This is a genomic window from Algoriphagus resistens (genome assembly GCF_001442615.1).
Taxonomy (GTDB): Bacteria; Bacteroidota; Bacteroidia; order Cytophagales; family Cyclobacteriaceae; genus Algoriphagus; species Algoriphagus resistens.
The window spans coordinates 157430-177368 of the sequence record NZ_LMXN01000001.1; the positions used below are offsets into that span (position 1 = coordinate 157430).

Consider the following 19939-nt stretch of genomic DNA (forward strand, 5'->3'; position numbering starts at 1 on the left):
ATAAGCTAGAAAGTAACAATAACCCAAAAAAATAAAATGAAAAAGTACCTGATAATAGCCGCATTTGCGCTGGTTTCAAATGCAAATGCGCAGGATAAAATAAAGACGTACGAGGAGCTTGGACAACAGATTAAAACTGATGAAAATTTTAAATACGTCAAAGAAAAGGCTCTTGAGGTAATCGCGGAAGGTTTCAATGCGGGAGACGGATACCGTGAAGTTTGGATCAGAGACTATAATACCTTCATAAATCTTGCGGCAAAAGTTTATCCCAAAGAGGAATTAAAGGAAAACCTACTGGTCTTTTTCAGGATGCAGGGAGAAGATGGCAATATCATCGACGGATTTACACCTGCGGAAAGTATAGGGGAAGCAGAGACGGATTTCAGTTATTCGGAACTTGAGCCTAGATATGCCGGGCATAAGAATACCGTGGAGACTGATCAGGAAACTTCGCTGATCCAGACGGTTTATAAATACATCAAAGCAACAGGTGACCCCTCGATATTGGAAGAAGTAATTGGCGGCAAGACTGTCTCTGAGCGCATGGAGTGGGCGATGGATTTTTTGATGAATGAGAGATTCAGTGAAGAGTATGGATTGCTTTGGGGTGCTACTACGGCTGATTGGGGAGATGTACAGCCAGAGCATGGGTGGGGAGTGGATCTGGATGAAAATACGCATCGGGCGATTGATGTATATGACAATGCCATGATGGTTATTGCCTTGGACAACTTGATGGAAATCCTCCCTGAGACCAAGACAAAGTGGGCGTCTGTCCGAGAAAAGTTCGCCGAAAACACCAGAAAGCACCTTTGGGATAAGAAAAAACAGAAATTTATCCCGCACATCTATCTGGAAGGCTCGCCTTTTCCGGAGGATTTTGATGAAGAAGAAATCTACTACTTTGGAGGTACGGCAATAGCCATTGAAGCGGGACTTTTATCTAAGAAAGAAATCAAAGTATCACTGGACGAAATGGTTTCCAGAGTAAAGCAAGCCGGGGCACCTTCTATAGGATTGACTATTTATCCTCCTTACCCTGATGGTTTTTTTGCCAATAAGATCATGAACCCGGTCTATAGTTACCAGAATGGCGGGGACTGGACTTGGTTTGGAGGCAGAATGGTGTTGGAGTTGGTGAAAAATGGCTTTGTAAAAGAAGCCTATGAGCAGATCCGGCCCATGACCGAACGAGTGGTTAAGAATATGGGATTCTATGAATGGTATTCTATTAACAATGAACCCAGAGGTTCGGGCACCTTCAAGGGAAGCGCCGGAGTATTGATGGATGCTATCGAAGCTTTGGAACAGATTGCAGAGATAAAATGATAGCAGAAATGGAAAAAGAGCTGATTCACCTAAAAGAGGGTTTGCTATGATACAGGTAGGTGTGGATATAGGTGGGAGTCATATTGCGGCATGCCTGTATGACAGTATTGGACAACAATTGATTTTGGATTCCAGATGTACTTATCATGTGGATCCCAATTGGGAGGCGGACAGGATATTGGATACCTGGAGCGCGGCAATCAGCACTACCATCTCATGCACCCGGAATAAGGTAGCAGGGGTGGGAATTGCCATTCCGGGACCTTTTGACTACTGTGAAGGGATTAGCAAGATTACTGGAGTCAATAAGTATGAATGTCTCTTCGGTATGAATATAAAAAGTGAACTCGCCAGCCGGTTGAGCATGCAGGTTTCTCAGCTAAGATTTATCAACGATGCATCCGCTTTTGCTATTGCTGTCTCAACTATTGGTAAAGCCAAGTCTTTTGGCCGGTGCGTAGCAATCACGCTTGGTACTGGCTTGGGGGCTTCATTTATAATAAACCGAAAACCGGTGTTTTCACATTCCCAGGTCCCTAAAGGTGGCTTTTTGTACAACCAATTAGTGGATGGGGTTATTGCTGATGACTTATTTTCGACCCGGGGATTACTACATCTTTATCATCTAGTAAGTGGGGAGCGGGCAACCAATGCGTTAGAAATCTACCAAATGGCTAAGAGTGATCCCAAGGCAAAGGAAACTTTTCAGTTGTTTGGTCAGGAGCTGGGGAGGTTTTTGGCCCCATTTCTAGAAAATTTTGGTGCAGAGGTGTTGGTCTTGGGCGGGAATATTTCTAATGCCTTCGAATACTTCAAAGATCAATTGATAGCTGAGCTCCCGATAGCGGATGTGTACCTTTCTGGTTTGATGGATCATGCGGCCTTGATCGGAGGGGCATTATTGGTGGATGACGAATATTATAGGGAATTGTCAGATCTAATCAGGGAAATGTGATGCAACAGACGACTATTCAAAGTATAGGATACAGGAAGATTGCACCAATTCTCCTGAGCTATATCGTAATGGGCTTTGTGGATATTGTAGGGGTATCCACAGGCTTTGCACAACAAGATTTCGAACTGACGCCCACCCTGGCCCAGCTGATTCCCTCGATGGTGTTTGTATGGTTTTTTATTCTTTCTATACCTGTAAGCCTACTACAGAATAAGATTGGTAAAAAAAATGTATTGCTCATAGGAATCGGTGCAACAGCAATAGGTATGTTTACCCCATTTGTGAACTATTCCTATCCGGTATTTCTATTCTCATTTGTATTGCTGGGAATAGGAAACACCTTTATTCAGGTATCCTCCAATCCGCTGTTGAGGGAAGTGGTATCAGAGGGGGAATACCCAAGCCTTTTGAGTATTTCACAATTTGTGAAAGCGATCAGCTCCTTGCTAGGGCCGCTCATTGTAGCATTTATGGTGACTTTTACCGGAGATTGGAAGAATGTGTTTTTGGCATATGGCCTTATCTCCATCTTAACTGCTACATGGCTAAGCAAGACGGTAGTGAATGAAAAATTCAAGGCAGATGCTACCAGTTTCAGAAAATGCTTTGCTTTACTTGGAGATCCTATGATTGCTTTTATGGTGCTTTCTATTTTTCTCATAGTAGGTATTGATGTAGGGATGAATACTAATATTCAGGGCTTGCTCGTTTCCAACTATGGTTTGAGTCTGGAAGATTCTTCCCTTGGGATTAGTTTGTACTTTTTCTCCTTGATGGTGAGCCGGTTTGTAGGAGCAATTATCCTCAATAAAATGAGTCACCTGAAATTTCTGAAATGGTCCAGCCTTCTTACTGTGTTGTTTTTCCTTGGATTGATTTTCTCTTCCAGCCTAACTGCCACACTTAGTTCAATTGTTTTGGTTGGATTGGCATCTGCCAATCTGTTTCCGTTGATCTTTGCATTGACCATTAATAAAAGACCGGCCAGAAGTAATGAGATTTCCGGCCTGATGACTATGGCAATCATTGGAGGTGCAATTATTCCTTTGGTTATGGGATTGGTGCAAAAAAACTTCACAGTAAATCAAGGATTCATTGTGTTGCTTGCTTCCTCGGTGATAATTTCCTTTTCCCATATTGCATTGAAAAAGGGCGGTGATGCAACTATTTAGCTCAACTGTTTACCTAGATTATATTTCTGATTATGGGTAATGTTTTGATTTTGTTGTAGTTAACTTTTTGATAATGTTTATCTGGTAAAATTTTAGTAAAAAAAAATGGTGATAATGAATATCTTAAGTAATGTTGAAGAATCATCGGGTAAATACAAGCCCATTTAAAATACGGATAACTAAATGTGAACCATGCAGGTTAAAGATTTTAGAATAGACCTTAAAAGTTCTATTCCTTATCATGTGCAGGTAGAAAAATACCTACGAGAGCTTATACGAATAAAAGAGTATGCATCAGGAGAATCCTTTTTACCCAAAGAGGAAAGTTTGGCCAAGCGGTTTGGGATTTCCAGAAATACAGTACGTCAAGCTATTGACAAGTTGGTACAAGAAGGATTGGTGGAGAGAAAGAGGGGGGTAGGCTCTAAAGTGATAAGCCAAAATATCTCAACACGCCTGGATCAGTGGATTTCTTTTACAAAAGAAATGAAAGATAAGGGGATTGAGGTGGTGGAATATTCTGTAAAAGTAGGTTTCGAAGTGCCTGATGAAAGAACCTTAAAAGCACTTAATGTTACCGCTGAGACAGAATTGTGCTGTATGGAAAGAGTGAGGGGTGCAAAGGATGCGAAATATCTTTACAGCATATCATTTTTTCATCCCAGAATAGGCTTGACAGGAAAGGAGAATTTTTACCAACCTCTATATGAAATGTTGGAGCAGGAATTTCATGTGGTCGTGGCAATCTCAAAAGAAAAGCTAAAGGCTGTGGCTGCCTCCAGCTCGATAGCCAAGGCGCTTGATATTAAAAAAGGTGATCCTGTCTTGAAAAGAGAGCGTATCGTACTTGATCAGGGAGACCGGCCGGTCGAATATAATGTAGTTTATTATGCGACAGATTTTTTCTCGTATGATATCGATTTAAAACGTGAGTTTTAACCTGTAATTTGACTCAATCAAAGCAGATTAGTTGATCGGTAGATTCTATTCACCTGTATTTGGTCTTTAGCAAGCCAGAAGCTTGCATCGCATGCTGTGCTGCGCTTTTTATTCCTCTTCCTTCTGGGCTTTATCGCCCTAGGCAGTTTCATATTCATCATTCCGCAAAATGAAATTAAGGTGCTCTACAAGGAAAATTTGATTCGAAATAGGCTGGTATCCACCTTTATTCCTAAATCACTTACCGTTATTATTCTTTTGTAAACCTTGAATTTTTAAAACGCTGTGTGACACTTGGAGTCATGCCTAAAGACCTCAGAAAGGCTCAATTTCAGTTAAAGATACTATGAATCAATAGTCTGAAATCAGTCAATTGCAGTATTCATTATGAAAACAGCTTTACTGAAGAGCTGAATTCAGGCTGAATGAGACTTGAGTAAAATACACCAAAAATTGATAATGAGTAAGTTACCTATGCTTAGAGGCTTGATTTTAGCGATTGCCATTACGAGCCCGATGTGTGCTTTTCCCCAGAATAGTTCTCCGGGAGACGCTAATTTCCATCTTCTTCCCAGCCATAAACCTGACCGGATTATCCTAAATCTTTCTGAAAACCCCTTAGAAGAAATCGGGGTGAACTGGAGGACAGATACCACAATAACTGTAGCTCACTTGGAATTTGCCAAAGCTACACCAGGACCGGAATTCCGTGACCAGATCCAACATCTTCAAGCGCTCACCGAAACCTTGGTATCTCAGCATGACGATGAGCCTGTCATCCATGCAAAATACCACCAAGTGAAACTGAAAGGACTCGAGGCAGGTGGAAAATACGTTTACCGGGTGGGTGGGGGACATAGCTGGAGTGAATGGTACCAGTTTACGATCCCTACAGATGACAAGGAAGTAAACTTTCTCTATTTTGGAGATGTCCAAAATGAAGTATCATCCATGTTTAGCCGGGTTATCCGTGAGGCGATCATCAATTTGCCTAAAATGGATTTCACCGTTTATGCCGGTGATCTCATAAATCATGAAAGTGCTGACTTCGAATGGGGCGGTTGGTTTGAGGCAGGCCAGTGGATCCATGCTAGTATCCCATCCATGATGACTCCTGGCAACCATGAATTTTCCAAGAATCCAGCTACGCTAACTCCTCATTGGAACACACAATTCAATCTCCCTGCCAATGGTCCACAAGGTCTGGAAGAAACCACCTACGAAGTAAACTTTCCTGAACTGAAAATCATCTCTTTGGACGGGGAGCAGATTGATGAATCACCAAGTTACAGGAAAGCTCAGATGGTCTGGCTCAGAGACATTTTGACCAATAATCCACGAAAATGGACGGTAGTCACCTTTCATTACCCGGTATATGCCACAGCTCCAGATCGATATCATGATAAGATGATTGATTTCATCCGTCCGATCTTACAGGAATTCAACGTTGATCTAGCCATACAGGGGCATGACCATGCCTACGCACGCGGCAGGGCTTATGAGCAGGACGGAAAAATGGATTATAAGAAAGGAACCGTCTATGTAGTCTCGGTGGCAGGGCCTAAAATGTACGAAGTAAAAGCAGACGATTGGATGGATCGAAAGGCTTACGGCACCCAGACGTACCAGTGGATCCAAGTCAAAGAAAATATTCTCACTTTCAGGACTTATACGGCACTTGGAGAGCTGTATGATTCTTTTGAAATCCAGAAAAATTCCGATGGGGAAAATATCCTTATCAATCATATTCCAAACACACCGGAGCGGCTGTAGATAAAAATGGAGGCTCCAAGCTATTCCTTCTGGTTTTTGACCAGAAGTACATTTCGTATCTTATCCATAGGAATAGGTCAGCTTTCGTCTGTGGACAAGGTAAAGCAGAGCCGGAAAAAAGCCTCTGGCCCTGGCTAATAATCAGCATTCCCGGGCCGGGCCCAGGAGTTCACTGAAAAGATAACGGTCAGTGAACGGAGATCCCTGCCAGCGGTGAACATTGTGTTGGACTGTTCACTAACAGGTTACCGCCCATACTCTTTCACGAAAGGGTAATGTTCTGTTCATCTCCAGAACAAACCATGAAATTAATATTGTGCATAAAATAGTTTTTACTAAACAAACAGTACTTATGAAAGAGGACCAACAGACCGATAGTTCAGGAAGAAGAACATTCATTAAAAACTCATTGATGGTAAGTGTCGGGTTCATGGGACTTAAATATTTTTCAGGAACCCCTGCATTTGCGATGGATGCTTCCTTGCTCTATGAGCAATATGGTCCGCTTTTGGAGGATCCCAAAGGTATTTTCAATCTTCCAAAAGGCTTTTCTTATAAAATTATTTCCAGAGCTGGTGAGCCTATGAACGACGGCTTTCTCTCCCCGGGCAGAAATGACGCCATGGCAGCATTTGAAAGTAAAGATGGGAAAGTTCTGGTGGTAAGAAACCATGAACTTTCTTCTGATGACACGGAAAACGGTCCTTTCGGAATTGATAATTCAAGGCTTCAACAGCTTTCTGATTCAGCAATTTATGATCGTGGCTATAACAAAAAGCCAAGTTTAGGAGGTACAACAACTTTTTTGTTTAATGAGCAAACCCAGGAAATAGAATACCAGTACCTATCCTTAGCCGGAACCATGCGCAATTGTGCCGGCGGCCCGACTCCCTGGAACACCTGGCTCAGCTGCGAAGAGACGTTTGACAGCAAACTGGAGGAAGTAAATGAACACCATCATGGATATGTGTTTGAAGTGCCGGTCTCCGAGACAGCTATTCTGGCCGATCCTGTGCCATTAAAGGCAATGGGGAGATTTAACCATGAGGCGGTGGCGGTGGATCCGGACAGTGGTTTTGTTTATCTCACCGAGGATCGAGGAGATGGGCTTATTTATCGGTTTATACCGAATGAGCAGGGAAACCTTCGGGCAGGCGGAAAGCTTCAGGCACTAAGTATCAAAGGAAAGCAGGGATTTGATACCCGCAACTGGGAAGCTCAAACCGTGAAAATAGGTGATCTGCTAAAAGTGGACTGGATTGATCTTGATAATACAGATCCTGAAGAAGATGAGCTAAGGTTAAGGGGGGTTGATCAGGGGGCAGCTCGTTTTGCCAGAGGAGAAGGTATGTGGTACGGAAATGAAGAAATCTATTTTGCCTGTACCAGTGGTGGAAAGGCCAAGCAGGGGCAAGTATTCAGATACATTCCCTCAAAAGAAGAAAAGAGAGGAGAGCAGAAGATCGGAGGGCATCTGGAGTTGTTTGCAGAGCCAAATGATAAAGAGATATTACGTGCATGCGATAATCTTACAGTGGCTCCATGGGGTGACCTTATTCTCTGTGAAGATAATAGTCGCCCAAGGCTGATTGGGATTACTCCCCAAGGAAAAATCTATCATCTGGGGCTGAATGTAGGTTATGAATCTGAATTGACGGGAGCCTGTTTTTCTCCAAGCGGTAAAACGCTCTTTGTGAATATTCAGCATGCAGGGCTTACCCTGGCTATTACAGGGCCTTGGGTGGGATAATGCCTTTATTTTGTGGTGCCCGTATCGCTTCAGACAGGATTAAGCCGGGTTTTTTAGTAAAAGCAGTTTTTCCCGACAAGAATTCTGATTGGTAGAGCAGCCTGATAGTGAAGGGGCTTACGTGATACTTTGCGCTAACCTTAGAGATATTCCTTTCGTAAGATTTGCATGTTTCTCGAGGGGCAGGATGCTCAGGTTGTCGTTGGGTTGAACTTATTATTTTGTTGGTGAAACCTGAATACTATTTGCCTAAAATCCGTTACACGGTTTTAGTTACTCACATTAGGTTATAGAATCGGAAGGAATGGAAATCAGGTTAAGAGAAATTAATCAGCAGCTAACGTTACTGGAATCAGAAATGCATGGGGTTCCCCAGGCTTTTACCGGGATATTGGACCAGCTTCACCCAAGCCAGCGTATTTCAGCTACCAACCTGTTGAAATACCTTATCTTGAGAAAGACAGATATTCAGGACCTCCAGGAAGCCTTGCATTTGATGGGCCTGTCTTCCCTGGCTAGCTGTGAGAGCCATACCCATTTTCAGATTCAGTCCACTTTGGAGCGTTTGGGAAGGAAGTTTCCGGAAAAAGACCCTAGCACGCCTGAGTTCGGAGCCGATTGCATCAAGCAACGGAGCAAGGTCTTATTTGGGAATACCCATGGGGAATGGCCTTCATCCATTATGGTGACAATGGATTCATCTGCGCTGCAACAAAAAAATGCAATCCGTGATCTGCTAAGAAACGGTATGGGTGTGGCCCGGATCAATTGCGCACACGATGATAAGCAGGTGTGGGAAAAGATGATACGTGAGATTCGGGAAGAAAGTGTAAAAGAAGGGATCGAATGCAAAATCCATATGGATCTTGCCGGTCCAAAACTCAGGGTTGTGCTTCTGCAAAAAGGGAGAAAGTCCGGTAAAGTGAAAATAAGAAAGGGAGATAGAATCTGGTTGGCTGAATCTCCTGAAATGTTCACCAAAAGCGAATTGGTGGTCAGTCCGGGAGAGCCAGGTGTAATTCAGGCGTTGAAGCCCGGGGAAAGAGTGTTCATAGATGACGGTTTGATACTGGCAAGAGTGATGGAAGTACGTGAGGAAGGGGTACGTCTGAAAATTGAGCGGGACTCCTCTAAGAAATCTAAAATCAAAGCAGAAAAAGGGATCAACTTTCCTGATTCCGATCTATCCATTTCATCCTTGACTGATTATGATATCGCATGTCTTCCGTTTGTGATGAGCCATGCTGACACTGTTGGATTTTCCTTTGTCCGTAAAGCTTCGGATTTGAAGAAACTCAGGGAGGAACTTGGTAAGTTTTCCACTGATATCCCCCCTGTCATCCTTAAAATCGAAACTAAAGAAGCGGTGGACAATTTACCCCAATTACTTCTTGAGGGAATGAAATGTCCTTATTTTGGTGTAATGATCGCAAGGGGAGACTTGGCTGTGGAGATTGGATTTGAGCGGCTGGTGGAGATTCAGGAAGAGATTTCCTGGCTTTGCGAAGCAGCTCATACTCCAGTAATCTGGGCAACTCAGGTGTTAGAAACCCTTCATAAATCCGGTATAGCATCCCGTGCGGAGATCACTGATGCCGGCCGTGCCTCTATGGCCGATTGCATCATGATCAATAAAGGGGATCATACATTACAAGTACTCAAGACACTCAGAGATATTATACAAAGAAGCCGTGGTTTGAAAATGAAAAACCGGCTGGTTTTCCGGGTCCTGGGGATTGCCGAGCAGTTTTTTCAAAACCAAAAGCACCCGTAGTCTAGAAGTTGAGTCTGAGCTGGGTAGTTTTCCCATATTGATGTGATACTATGACTATAGATTTCTGCCCGCTTATGCATATGCATAGAGATTGGTAGATAGTAAATACCCGCTGTTTCTCCCGGCCTGTTACTTCCCCACATAAATATTATCAGGATTTTTTTTGAACAATAGGCTCACCACATACTTGGAGAGATGAATGAAATGGAGCTCCATATAAAAACAAAGGGAAAGTATTGGTATTTATACTCAGCTAAAAGTTGAAATGCACCTAACTGGGTGATATAGAAGAAGATGTTGATGCTGACAAAAATTATTCGGAAATTACTCATACCATAAGCGTAGGGTAAAATAATGAAATTCAACTGACCTTTTCAGGATAAAAATCCCTGCAGAAATGGAAACGCCACGATCGCAAAGAATACATTCATTCCATAGTTGAAAAAACTAAAAGATTGTCAGAAAATGAACAGTAAAAATATTGAAAGACTTTATAAAATGTCTTTTGCGGGAGTATATCCCCATTACATTACCAAAGTTGAGAAAAAAGGAAGAACCATTGCAGAGTTGCACGAGGTTATTTTTTGGCTCACGGGCTATGATGAAGAAGATCTAATGCATATTCTGGCAAACAAAACGAACTTTGAAATCTTTTTTGCCGAGGCGCCATTGCTTCATCCTAACGCCACCAAAATAACCGGAGTTATTTGTGGTGACCGCATTGAAAATATTGAAGATGATTTAGTTCGGAAAGTTAGATACCTGGATAAATTGGTTGACGAACTGGCAAAAGGCAGGCCCATGGAAAAAATTCTAAGAAAATGACTTAAATGACAAACAACAACATCACATTGTCCCTCACAGATAAAGATGGTTTTAAAGATTCTTTAATAATTGAGCAAGTCAGACCCACGTATCCACGATTGGCAAATGACAATTACGGTTCCCCCAAAAAAATAGAGAAATGGGGTTTTGTAATAATTGCTGTGAATAAGGAATTTACGAATACACGGCAAGCAGAAATAGAAGCGTTTTTCAATACTATAGCGCAATAGTTTAGCCAGTGAAAAACTGTCAACTTGTATAAACTTCAACTGTTGATGATTTCGTGTTCAGGGAACGGGGTGCCTGTACTGCAACGAAATGTATCGGGAGAAAGCCACACAACTGGTCTGTGGGATGGGCCTTCGCTTTATCGATGCATATCAATAGGGGGATTATTGCTAGTTGTTCAAGTAGAGTCCCTTTTCCATCCTCCTACAGCCATACTCTTTTTTCTCAGAATCTGCGGGCAGAAGGCCATGGCATATTTTTTTACCATGGGTTTCTCCTTCGGCTTCACGCAAAGCTACTGACCTGGCACCCGATAGGATTGGTTTTTTGAGTCAAAACCAAAGGTGAACTGTCATTTATTTTCCTGTTAGCTGATGTTTAAGGCGGGCTTGACGGACGAAATAATGAATAAGCGTAGATCTTGCGGGGTAGAGATTTTCGGAGAATACCTATATGACTTAGGGAAATTGAATCAATTGTTTACTATAATGTAGTTAGTCTTGGCTATCTTGAAAACTAGAATTAGACCGCGTTCGCAAGTGACATACGTATCCAGCTCCGTTTGATTTTTACTTTAAAAATCTTCTTCCATGGAAAGTTCAAAAATACAACAAGTGGCCCATAGTTTGGTTTGCTTGATTTTTGGTGTGATTATTCTACGTGAAGGCGCTTTTTTGCTTGTCCCCTTACTATGGGGGATTTTTTTCGCGTTTGCTTTGAACCCAGTTGTCAATTGGCTTGAAAATAAGCGTCTGCCACGCGCCTTGGCTATTCTCATCAGCATTGCGTTGGTTCTTGTTCTGGCTGCTGGTGTTATATACCTGTTTAGTAAACAAATGTCCGGATTGCTAAAAGATGTACCGGAAATAAGCTCCTCCTTGAAGGATTTTTTAGACCAATATTTAGGCTATCTGAACAATCAGTTCGGATTGGAAGTAGACTACGAGAAGGCCCTTGACAGGCTAGGGCGATTGATTAACCCTGAAAGTTTCAATGGTCTACTGGTACAGACGGGCAAAGCGCTGGCATTGATAGGCATTATCCCACTGTATATTTTTCTTTTGATATACTACAAGGATTTTTTCCGGGAATTTCTAAGCAAGCTCAACACATCAAGAAAACAGGATTTCCTTTTTACCTGGACAGAGGATACTGCCCTGATGATTCAGGCCTACCTGACGGGCCTGCTGAAAGTGACGGGGATCGTGGCAGTAGTGGTAGGGGTTTTCTTTTATTTTATTGATATTCAGTATTTTGTGTTATTTGCCTTATTTATTGCGGTGTTCAATCTTATCCCTTATGTTGGAGTAGTGTTCAGTTCCTTTTTTACGGTATTGTATGTTTTTCTGACCACAGACTCTATTTTTTTTCCAATCCTCACACTAGGGGTCTTGTGGGGAGTGCAATTGCTTGAAAATAATATAATTACTCCCATAATAGTAGGTGCAGAAGTGAAACTCAATGCGCTCGTTGTTCTATTGGCGATCTTAATGGGAGGGTGGATCTGGGGAGTCTCTGGCATGATTCTTTTCATTCCTATATTGGGGCTTCTGAAGATGACATTGGAGAAATCAGAGAAGTATAAAGCTTATGCATACTTACTTGGCGACCAGGTGCCGATCATGGAAAGACGGGAAAACTTATGGAAGATTTTGATAAAAAAGTTAACCGGCAAATGACAGGGAAATCCCTTTGTTCTCTGATCCGCATACCCTTAGTCAGTACCATGGCCGTATAGAAATCAGCATAAAAAAGCTAAGTTCAGTCCCCATCCCAACTTTCCGCATTTCGGTGATCAGGTGTACTCAATCTGCTCAATCGGTCGGCTGTCTTTAAAAGTTAGAACAAGTTGAATGTATAACGTGTCATTGTTCCAAAATCGAACAAAAGCGTACACTTCTGATTATCCTTAGGTCCTAAAACAGTCCTAAAATTGCTATATGAAGCGATTCATAGTCTGGCATAATTTTTTAATACTACAATTAGGAATCAATTGTTTTGTCATGAAGAAATATCAATTGGGGGAATTTGAGGAGGTGGTAATGCTGACAGTCGGTGTGTTATATGATGAGGCTTATGGCGTGTCGATAAAGTCTGAAATTGAATCAAGACTGGAACGAAGTGTCAGTGTAGGAGCCTTGCAGACGGCGCTCAAACGGCTGGAGGATAAAGGGTATCTTAAGTCGAGGGAAGGGGAGAGCACGTATGAGCGGGTAGGCAGACCGAAAAAGTATTTCCAGATCACAGCTTTGGGAAAGGAGGCCATGCAGTATACCCGACAGAGCAGAGAAGATCTTTGGAAAGCTATTCCGGAGGTTGCATGGAATCTAAAGATGAGTTAGGTGGCGATGAGAAAGAAGGAAATACAACCACCTAGATTATTTCAGCGATTTTTTAGTTGGTATTGTGATAAAGATCTTCTCGCTTCAATAGAAGGGGATCTATTTGAACTATACCATGAGCGCCTTCAGAAAGAAGGCAAGTTCAAGGCTGATCTGCGTTTTATCATGGATGTGATAGTACTCTTCCGACCCGGGATCATTGGGATCAAAGACAAAGAATATAAGACTAACCACATGGATATGTTTCGGAATAATTTTAAAATAGCCAGAAGAACACTTTGGAAAAACAAGCCCGCCACCATTATCAATATGCTTGGGCTTATTGTAGGGATCACCTCATGCATGCTTATCGCACTATTTATCCAGCATGAAATGAGTTATGATACCTTTCAGCCCAATGCCAAAAGAATTGGCAGGGTGGTCATGGAATATTCATTTGATGGGAGTGAAGAAAGTTCAAAAGGAACATTTACCAGTACCAAAGTAGCTCCTGTCCTTTCTAGGACTTTTCCTGAAGTGGAAAAAGGTATCCGTATGAATCAATCTTCTGCGATTTTACAATTGCAAGGAAATCCGGTTACAGAAGCAGGTTTCATGTATGCAGATTCTACTTTTTTCGATGCTTTTGCTTACGAGATGATCCAAGGGGATCCAACCACTGCCTTAAATGGTCCAAGGAAAGTAGTTTTGACCGAAAGCATGGCCAAAAAGTACTTTGGAGAAGCCAATCCGTTAGGGCAGGGACTTGAGGTAGGGGATGATAAATCAATTTATGAAGTGACTGGGGTGATGCATGACTATCCCTATAATTCTCAGTTTCGGTTTGATTTTCTGGCTTCTTTCTCTTCTATGGGAATGAATCAGGAAGAATCCTATTGGAATGCTAACTACACTACTTATCTGCTTTTGCAGGATGAAAATTCCTTTGCAGGTATGGCGGAGAAGTTGCCGCCGTTTATGGAAAAGGAATCTGCAGATTTGGGAGCGACTATCAACTTTACTTTAGAGCATTTTGATAAGGTACATCTGTATTCTCCTTATTCGGATTTTGTGGCCAATACCAATATCAAATACCTCTACATGCTAGCCGGAATTGCCTTACTGATCTTGGTGATTGTTTGTTTTACCTACATCAATTTGAGCACAGCAAGATCTGTGGAGCGGGCAAAAGAAGTGGGGATCCGCAAAGTCTCCGGAGCCGGCCAATCCCAGCTTTTCTGGCAGTTTATCGGAGAGTCATTTCTTTTATGCGGCCTGTCTGTAGTAGCCAGTTTTATAGCGGTCTATTTTTTACTACCTAGTTTCAATAAGCTGATCAATAGAGAATTAATACTTGGAGACCTGATGTCACTTCCGTTTTTGACTTTTACCTTGGGTCTTACCTTGGGTCTCAGTTTGATAGCTGGGGCATATCCGGCGATTATTTTATCCAAATTCCAGCCTATGAAGGTTTTGAAAGGAGTATTCAAAAATACTTCATCGGCTAAGTGGCTCCAACAATCACTCACTGTGTTTCAATTTGGAATTTCAGTTTTTCTGATCATCGCCACTTTGATCGTCCAAGGTCAGCTCAGCTTTATCCAAAGCAGGGATTTGGGTTATGACAGGGAGCATATTGTTTCTTTGCCGATAGGCTGGAACACTGATTTTCAGAAAATCAACACATTGAAAAAGGAGTTGAAAGCCAGTTCACAGATTATTGAGGTTTCCAGGGCCGCTTCCAGTCCGGTCAGTATCAATAGCGGATACAGCATGAACTTACCGACCAGACCTGAAAATGAGGTGATCTCCGTCAATGCCAATCCAGTAGATGAAAACTTCATACCAGCTACAGGGCTGGAAGTGATCGCCGGAACCAATTTTACTGAACAACATATCCGGCAGACAGAAATAGAACCTTGGGAGAAAAAGGAATTTCATTACATCATGACCGAAAGTGCGGCAGATAAATTCGGCTGGAGTCCTGAGGAGGCTATTGGGAAGGAAATGATTTTAAACCAACAGGGGACGGTGGTAGGAGTGGTCAAGGATTTTCATTTCCAGTCCTTAAGAAATGACCTTCAGCCATTGGTATTGTTTTCAGCCTCTTGGGGCGGCAGACTGCTGGTGAAAATCAATGGGGAAAACATTCCGGAATCGTTGCGTTTCATCGAAAAAACCTGGGAGAAAATCTTACCTGAGCGACCTTATGCTTACAGTTTTCTCGATGAGGATTATGACCGGATGTATCAGTCGGAGATGCAGTTGGGCAAGTTGATGAATTTATTCTCCACTTGTGCCATTGTTTTGGCCTGTTTAGGCTTGTTTGGCTTGTCTTCGTATATGATCCAGCAGCGATTAAAGGAAGTCAGCATCCGCAAAGTCTTGGGGGCTTCAACCTTCCAGGTGCTCAATATACTATCAGGCAATTTTGTACGCCTGGTTTTGATCGCTATACTACTCGCATCCCCAATTGCTTATTATGTGATGAGTAGCTGGCTGGAGGATTTTGCTTTTCATATTTCAGCCCCCTGGTGGGCAGTAATGGTCGCCGCCGTTCTGACTTTGGGGATTGGACTGATCACCTCAGGGATCCACGGCCTGAAAGCAGCCTTGAGCAATCCTGTCAATAGCTTGAAGAGTGAATGATAAGTTAAATTCTAAAAGTAAATCAGGTATGAACTAATCAGAATCCGACTGGAGTTGAGCTCTGTCGGATTTTTTTAAGTGTAGAGAGGTACTCATTTTTAATGCCTAAGGATTCTTCAAAACCATCCCTTGGGAGCTGATGTGCCTATGCGCTACTGATTTAAAGTGACTTGGACTGCGGTGCTTTATTCCTTTTCGCAGTCCTAGTTTACGGGCAACTTTTGCAGACAAGCCAAATCCTTCTAGCTAGGATAGATACTGCTTTTTATAGCTAAAGGGGGTCATTCCGGTAACTTTTTTAAAATGCCTGTAAAAATTTGAAACGTTGTTGAATCCGCACTCATAACATATTACTTCGATGGGTAATTGATCTTCAATCAGCGCTCTGCACACATTGGAAATACGTATTTCGATCAGGAATTCGAAAAAGGTTTTATTGGTCATCTGTTTAAAGTACCTGGCAAAACTGGACACACTTAAGTTCGCTATAGAGGAGATTTTCTCTAAACTGATTTCCTCCCGATAGTGTGCCAGGACAAAAGTGTAAATTTTTTCTAGCCGATGCATTTCTGAGACATTGGCAAGGTGACTATTTGCATAGCCCGGTGAAATAGTTTCATATTCGGTTGTGGAACCCAACGTGTGAAGGATTTTTAATAGATGGATTACGCGTTCCAAGCTGGATGCAGTTATCGTCTCATGTAAAATCCCGGAAATTTTCTCCTTGGTTTCACCATGGATGATCATCCCTTTTTTTGCATTTTCATAGAGGGAGGATATGCTCTGGGTTTCGGGTAATTCAAGGAATTCTTTTCCAAAGCAGGTAGGTAAAAATTGAAGTACGAAAGCTTCAACTTCCTGCTCCGGATTTCCTTTAAAATACTTTTCTGAGCAACGCCAGGTGTGGGGTAAGTTTTCTCCCAATAGAATTAAATCTCCACTGCTGAAACTGCTTACAGTGTCGCCTATATATTGGGTTCCTTCACCCTGTATGATATAGTGCAATTCCAGTTCAGGATGAAAATGCCATAGGGTTCCAAAATTTGGTCGTTTATCGTATCTGATTGTAAAAGAATGGTCAGATGTGCTGGGTACTTTATGGAAGTGAGGTTTCATTGAGAATGGCTTTACCTTTATTTTGTTTTACCTGCTTTTAGTCAAAAAGGTTATCCAATATTATAGGATCCGAAATTGAATTTTGGATGCAATCGATATAATTAAATGAATTCATCTTCAATGATGATAAGATAGTATAATTTTTTGGCAAAATGTAATAATTCGTCGCTTGGTTTTTCTCTCATATTTGTAAAGTTCATTCAATAAACCCGGGAGAAAAGAGATGTCCAAAAGAAAAAAAATCCAAGTTATATCCAGTGGAGATTTAAGGTTAGATGCAAATCGTGTAGGTTGGAAATTCCAAGAAATTATGGAACGGCAACTAGAATTGACACTAGCTGATCTGGGTTACCGAGTTGAACGGGGACATCCATATGACCCTGTCAAGCAACATGGCTTTATAGATTCCCAGAAGATGGGAATTGGGGTTTTTAAGAATCTCGATACCAATCTGCCTATCATTGTCGCAGAAAGTGTTTGGCAATACACACACCATGTGCTTCCGGGTTTAATGACACATCAAGGCCCGATTTTGACTTTGGCCAACTGGGAAGGCATGTCTTCGGGATTGGTGGGGATGTTGAATTTAAATGGATCACTGACAAAGGCAGAAGTCAATTACAGCACCCTGTGGAGCAAGGATTTTCAGGACGGGTTTTTCAGGGAAAAATTGGCAGAATGGCTGACGACCGGGACAATACAGCACGATGATTCCCATGTCTTTTCATACGGTTCGGCAACCATTTCCCCGGACATAAAAAAATTAGCAGAAGGCTTTGCAAGTGAATTTTTGAAAGACAAAGCTATTATGGGGGTATTTGATGAAGGATGTATGGGCATGTTCAATGCGATTGTGCCGGACAGATTGCTCAACAAACTGGGGATATTCAAGGAGCGACTAAGCCAATCAGCACTTTATGCGGAGATGCTGAATGTGACCCAGTCAGAAGCAGATCAGGCACTTGACTGGCTTCTTGAGAATGGAATGAAATTTAACTGGGGAAACAATCCCGAGCTTGAGCTTACCAAAGAGCAGACGCTTGAACAGTGCAAAATGTACATAGCCGCGGTACGAATTGCCGACCGGTTTGGATGTGATACCATCGGGATACAGTACCAACAGGGATTGAAGGATTTGGTGGCAGCGAGTGACCTTGCGGAAGGACTGCTCAATAATGCGGAAAGACCACCCGTGTTTGACAGCAGTGGAAAAGAGCTTTTTGCAGGAAAAATTTTACCACACTTCAATGAAGTAGATGAATGCGCAGGAATAGACGCTCTTCTCACTACTAAACTCTGGGATAAGTTGGGCCTGCCTTCGGAGACGACTCTTCATGACATAAGGTGGGGCGAAGAATACCTGATCAACGGCAAGATGGAATTTGTCTGGGTATTTCTGATTTCAGGTGCAGCCCCTCCTGCACATTTTATTGGAGGCTTCTCTGGGGCAAGCAGTGAAAGACAGCCTCCCATGTACTTCAAAAAAGGAGGGGGAAGCCTAAAGGGTATCAGCAGGCCCGGACATATCGTCTGGAGCAGAATATATATTGAAAATGACAGTCTGAAGTGTGATTTGGGTGTGGGAGAAGTAGTATCACTTCCCGAAGAAGAAACGCAGCGAAGGTGGGGGCAGACCACTCCAGAATGGCCAATCATGCATGCTGTACTTCCGGGAATTTCCAAAAATCAGATGATGGGCAGACATAAGGCAAATCATATTCAAGTAGTCTATGCAGGTACAAAACAATCAGCCATAGAAGCAGCCAAAGCCAAAGCTGCTGTATTTGATTCCCTGGGAATTAAGACCTTTTTCTGCGGATGTCAAGTGGCAATCGATGCAAATTTTGGAGCAAAGCCCGAACAAACCTCAGATTATTAAACTGTCAATATTATGATTCTTACCATGCGAAATTCAATGTTTTTATTTCTGGGATTGCTGCTTTCTTTTATTGGAGTAGCACAACAAAAACCGAATGATATAACAGGTAGGTTCTATTTGCCTGAATTGGCAAAGCCAGGAGAAGCAGGGCTGTTGAAAGCTGAGTTGATCTATCCGTTAGACAAAAGACCTACGCCCGAAGTGCATGCATCTTCCCTGATAGAGACTCCTGAAGGAATTGTAGCGGCTTTTTTTGCTGGGACGCATGAAAATAATCCTGACGTTGGTATACGCGTTACGCGCTTAGTGGACGGGAAATGGACCTGGCCTGAAGAAATAGTCAATGGTATCCAAAATGATACACTTCGCTATCCTTGTTGGAATCCCGTTTTGTTCCAGCCATTGGGAAAGCCGTTAATGTTGTATTATAAAGTAGGACCTAGCCCGACTACTTGGTGGGGAATGCTGACCGTATCCGAGGACAACGGCAAAACGTGGTCAGAACCTAAAAAACTGGGAGAGGTTCCTACGATCGGGCATGTAATTGGTCCAGTAAAAAACAAGCCTGTTCAACTTGCCTCCGGCAAAATTATCAATCCATCTAGTCTGGAATACATAGTAAATGGTGACCAACAGAATTGGAAAGTTTATTTCGAACTAAGTGATGATGGAGGAGAGACCTGGAGGATGATCGGTCCAGTCAATGATGGGGTGAACTTTGATGCTATCCAACCCAGTATTTTAACCTATTCTGATGGAAGAATTCAAGCGATTTCCAGAACGAAACAGGATGTCCTTTCCCAGGTTTGGTCAGATGATGAAGGTGAAACATGGGGAGAGATGACAGCATTGGATCTGCCCAATCCTAATTCTGGGACTGATGCGGTTAGCCTGGCAGACGGTAGACAGCTGCTGATTTACAACCATTCTACAAAAAGCGGTGTCGAACCCAAGGGAAGAAATATATTGAATCTTGCCCTGTCTAATGACGGTATAAAATGGAAACCTGTGATGACTTTGGAGAATGTTCCCATTGAAGATGGCTATGCATATCCGGCAATTATTCAAGGTTCGGACGGTTTAGTCCACATAACCTATACCTATAATAGACGGTCAGTGAAATATGCAATTGTAGATCCTGCGAAATTATAATGAGAGAATGGTCAATTACAAACCGGACGATGATCTGGATCTGAAAATGGTTTTAGGAATTGATGAACGGGCGG

General features: G+C 42.4%; 15 protein-coding genes. 14 read left to right on the plus strand and 1 reads right to left on the minus strand.

What is annotated here, in order from left to right; translation table 11 throughout:
- The first annotated feature begins 36 nt into the window (after window positions 1–36).
- The 12 genes from AS141_RS00525 (at window position 37) to AS141_RS00580 (ending at window position 15718) form a co-directional block, all read left to right on the plus strand.
- Window positions 37–1332, plus strand: a complete 1296-nt coding sequence (locus AS141_RS00525; RefSeq protein ID WP_057935666.1) for a GH36-type glycosyl hydrolase domain-containing protein — start codon at window positions 37–39, stop codon at window positions 1330–1332.
- Between the two features lie 46 nt (window positions 1333–1378).
- The gene (locus tag AS141_RS00530; protein WP_057935667.1) at window positions 1379–2287 is read left to right on the plus strand and encodes an ROK family protein; all 909 of its coding nucleotides are present in this window, start codon (window positions 1379–1381) and stop codon (window positions 2285–2287) included.
- Window positions 2287–3459, plus strand: coding sequence for an MFS transporter (locus AS141_RS00535; protein ID WP_057935668.1), 1173 nt, complete (start codon window positions 2287–2289; stop codon window positions 3457–3459). Before AS141_RS00530 ends, AS141_RS00535 begins: the two co-directional genes overlap by 1 nt.
- Before the next feature lie 192 nt (window positions 3460–3651).
- Complete coding sequence (locus tag AS141_RS00540; RefSeq protein ID WP_057935669.1) at window positions 3652–4398, plus strand: GntR family transcriptional regulator; 747 nt, start codon at window positions 3652–3654, stop codon at window positions 4396–4398.
- Window positions 4399–4857: 459 nt separating this feature from the next.
- Complete coding sequence (locus AS141_RS00545; protein ID WP_232424785.1) at window positions 4858–6171, plus strand: purple acid phosphatase family protein; 1314 nt, start codon at window positions 4858–4860, stop codon at window positions 6169–6171.
- A gap of 352 nt (window positions 6172–6523) precedes the next feature.
- Entirely contained in the window at window positions 6524–7921 is a 1398-nt protein-coding gene (locus AS141_RS00550; protein ID WP_057935671.1) for an alkaline phosphatase PhoX, read from the plus strand.
- Window positions 7922–8225: 304 nt separating this feature from the next.
- Window positions 8226–9695, plus strand: coding sequence for a pyruvate kinase (locus AS141_RS00555; RefSeq protein ID WP_057935672.1), 1470 nt, complete (start codon window positions 8226–8228; stop codon window positions 9693–9695).
- 465 nt (window positions 9696–10160) lie between these two features.
- A complete protein-coding gene (locus AS141_RS00560) occupies window positions 10161–10520 on the plus strand; it encodes a DUF2200 domain-containing protein (RefSeq protein WP_057935673.1) in 360 nt (119 codons plus the stop codon).
- Between the two features lie 5 nt (window positions 10521–10525).
- A complete protein-coding gene (locus AS141_RS00565) occupies window positions 10526–10750 on the plus strand; it encodes a hypothetical protein (protein WP_057935674.1) in 225 nt (74 codons plus the stop codon).
- Window positions 10751–11338: 588 nt separating this feature from the next.
- On the plus strand, window positions 11339–12427 hold the full coding sequence (locus tag AS141_RS00570; protein WP_057935675.1) for an AI-2E family transporter: 1089 nt from the start codon (window positions 11339–11341) through the stop codon (window positions 12425–12427).
- 324 nt (window positions 12428–12751) lie between these two features.
- The gene (locus AS141_RS00575) at window positions 12752–13090 is read left to right on the plus strand and encodes a PadR family transcriptional regulator (protein WP_057935676.1); all 339 of its coding nucleotides are present in this window, start codon (window positions 12752–12754) and stop codon (window positions 13088–13090) included.
- A gap of 6 nt (window positions 13091–13096) precedes the next feature.
- Window positions 13097–15718: an ABC transporter permease gene (locus AS141_RS00580; RefSeq protein WP_057935677.1), complete on the plus strand. Its 2622-nt coding sequence runs from the start codon at window positions 13097–13099 to the stop codon at window positions 15716–15718.
- 246 nt (window positions 15719–15964) lie between these two features.
- On the opposite strand, the gene AS141_RS00585 is transcribed toward AS141_RS00580, so the two are convergent.
- On the minus strand, window positions 15965–16834 hold the full coding sequence (locus tag AS141_RS00585; RefSeq protein WP_057935678.1) for an AraC family transcriptional regulator: 870 nt from the start codon (window positions 16832–16834) through the stop codon (window positions 15965–15967).
- 310 nt (window positions 16835–17144) lie between these two features.
- Here AS141_RS00585 and AS141_RS00590 point away from each other — a divergent pair, with 310 nt between their 5' ends.
- Together AS141_RS00590 and AS141_RS00595 are read left to right on the plus strand one after the other, a co-directional pair.
- On the plus strand, window positions 17145–18713 hold the full coding sequence (locus tag AS141_RS00590) for a fucose isomerase (RefSeq protein WP_232424786.1): 1569 nt from the start codon (window positions 17145–17147) through the stop codon (window positions 18711–18713).
- 12 nt (window positions 18714–18725) lie between these two features.
- Window positions 18726–19865, plus strand: a complete 1140-nt coding sequence (locus AS141_RS00595; protein WP_198293474.1) for a sialidase family protein — start codon at window positions 18726–18728, stop codon at window positions 19863–19865.
- Window positions 19866–19939 lie beyond the last annotated feature (74 nt).

Coding starts and splice junctions, on each gene's coding strand:
- AS141_RS00525 (WP_057935666.1), top strand. CDS start 37: ATGAAAAAGTACCTGATAATAGCCGCATTTGCGCTGGTTTCAAATGCA.
- AS141_RS00530 (WP_057935667.1), top strand. CDS start 1,379: ATGATACAGGTAGGTGTGGATATAGGTGGGAGTCATATTGCGGCATGC.
- AS141_RS00535 (WP_057935668.1), top strand. CDS start 2,287: ATGCAACAGACGACTATTCAAAGTATAGGATACAGGAAGATTGCACCA.
- AS141_RS00540 (WP_057935669.1), top strand. CDS start 3,652: ATGCAGGTTAAAGATTTTAGAATAGACCTTAAAAGTTCTATTCCTTAT.
- AS141_RS00545 (WP_232424785.1), top strand. CDS start 4,858: ATGAGTAAGTTACCTATGCTTAGAGGCTTGATTTTAGCGATTGCCATT.
- AS141_RS00550 (WP_057935671.1), top strand. CDS start 6,524: ATGAAAGAGGACCAACAGACCGATAGTTCAGGAAGAAGAACATTCATT.
- AS141_RS00555 (WP_057935672.1), top strand. CDS start 8,226: ATGGAAATCAGGTTAAGAGAAATTAATCAGCAGCTAACGTTACTGGAA.
- AS141_RS00560 (WP_057935673.1), top strand. CDS start 10,161: ATGAACAGTAAAAATATTGAAAGACTTTATAAAATGTCTTTTGCGGGA.
- AS141_RS00565 (WP_057935674.1), top strand. CDS start 10,526: ATGACAAACAACAACATCACATTGTCCCTCACAGATAAAGATGGTTTT.
- AS141_RS00570 (WP_057935675.1), top strand. CDS start 11,339: ATGGAAAGTTCAAAAATACAACAAGTGGCCCATAGTTTGGTTTGCTTG.
- AS141_RS00575 (WP_057935676.1), top strand. CDS start 12,752: ATGAAGAAATATCAATTGGGGGAATTTGAGGAGGTGGTAATGCTGACA.
- AS141_RS00580 (WP_057935677.1), top strand. CDS start 13,097: ATGAGAAAGAAGGAAATACAACCACCTAGATTATTTCAGCGATTTTTT.
- AS141_RS00585 (WP_057935678.1), bottom strand. CDS start 16,834: ATGAAACCTCACTTCCATAAAGTACCCAGCACATCTGACCATTCTTTT.
- AS141_RS00590 (WP_232424786.1), top strand. CDS start 17,145: ATGGAACGGCAACTAGAATTGACACTAGCTGATCTGGGTTACCGAGTT.
- AS141_RS00595 (WP_198293474.1), top strand. CDS start 18,726: ATGATTCTTACCATGCGAAATTCAATGTTTTTATTTCTGGGATTGCTG.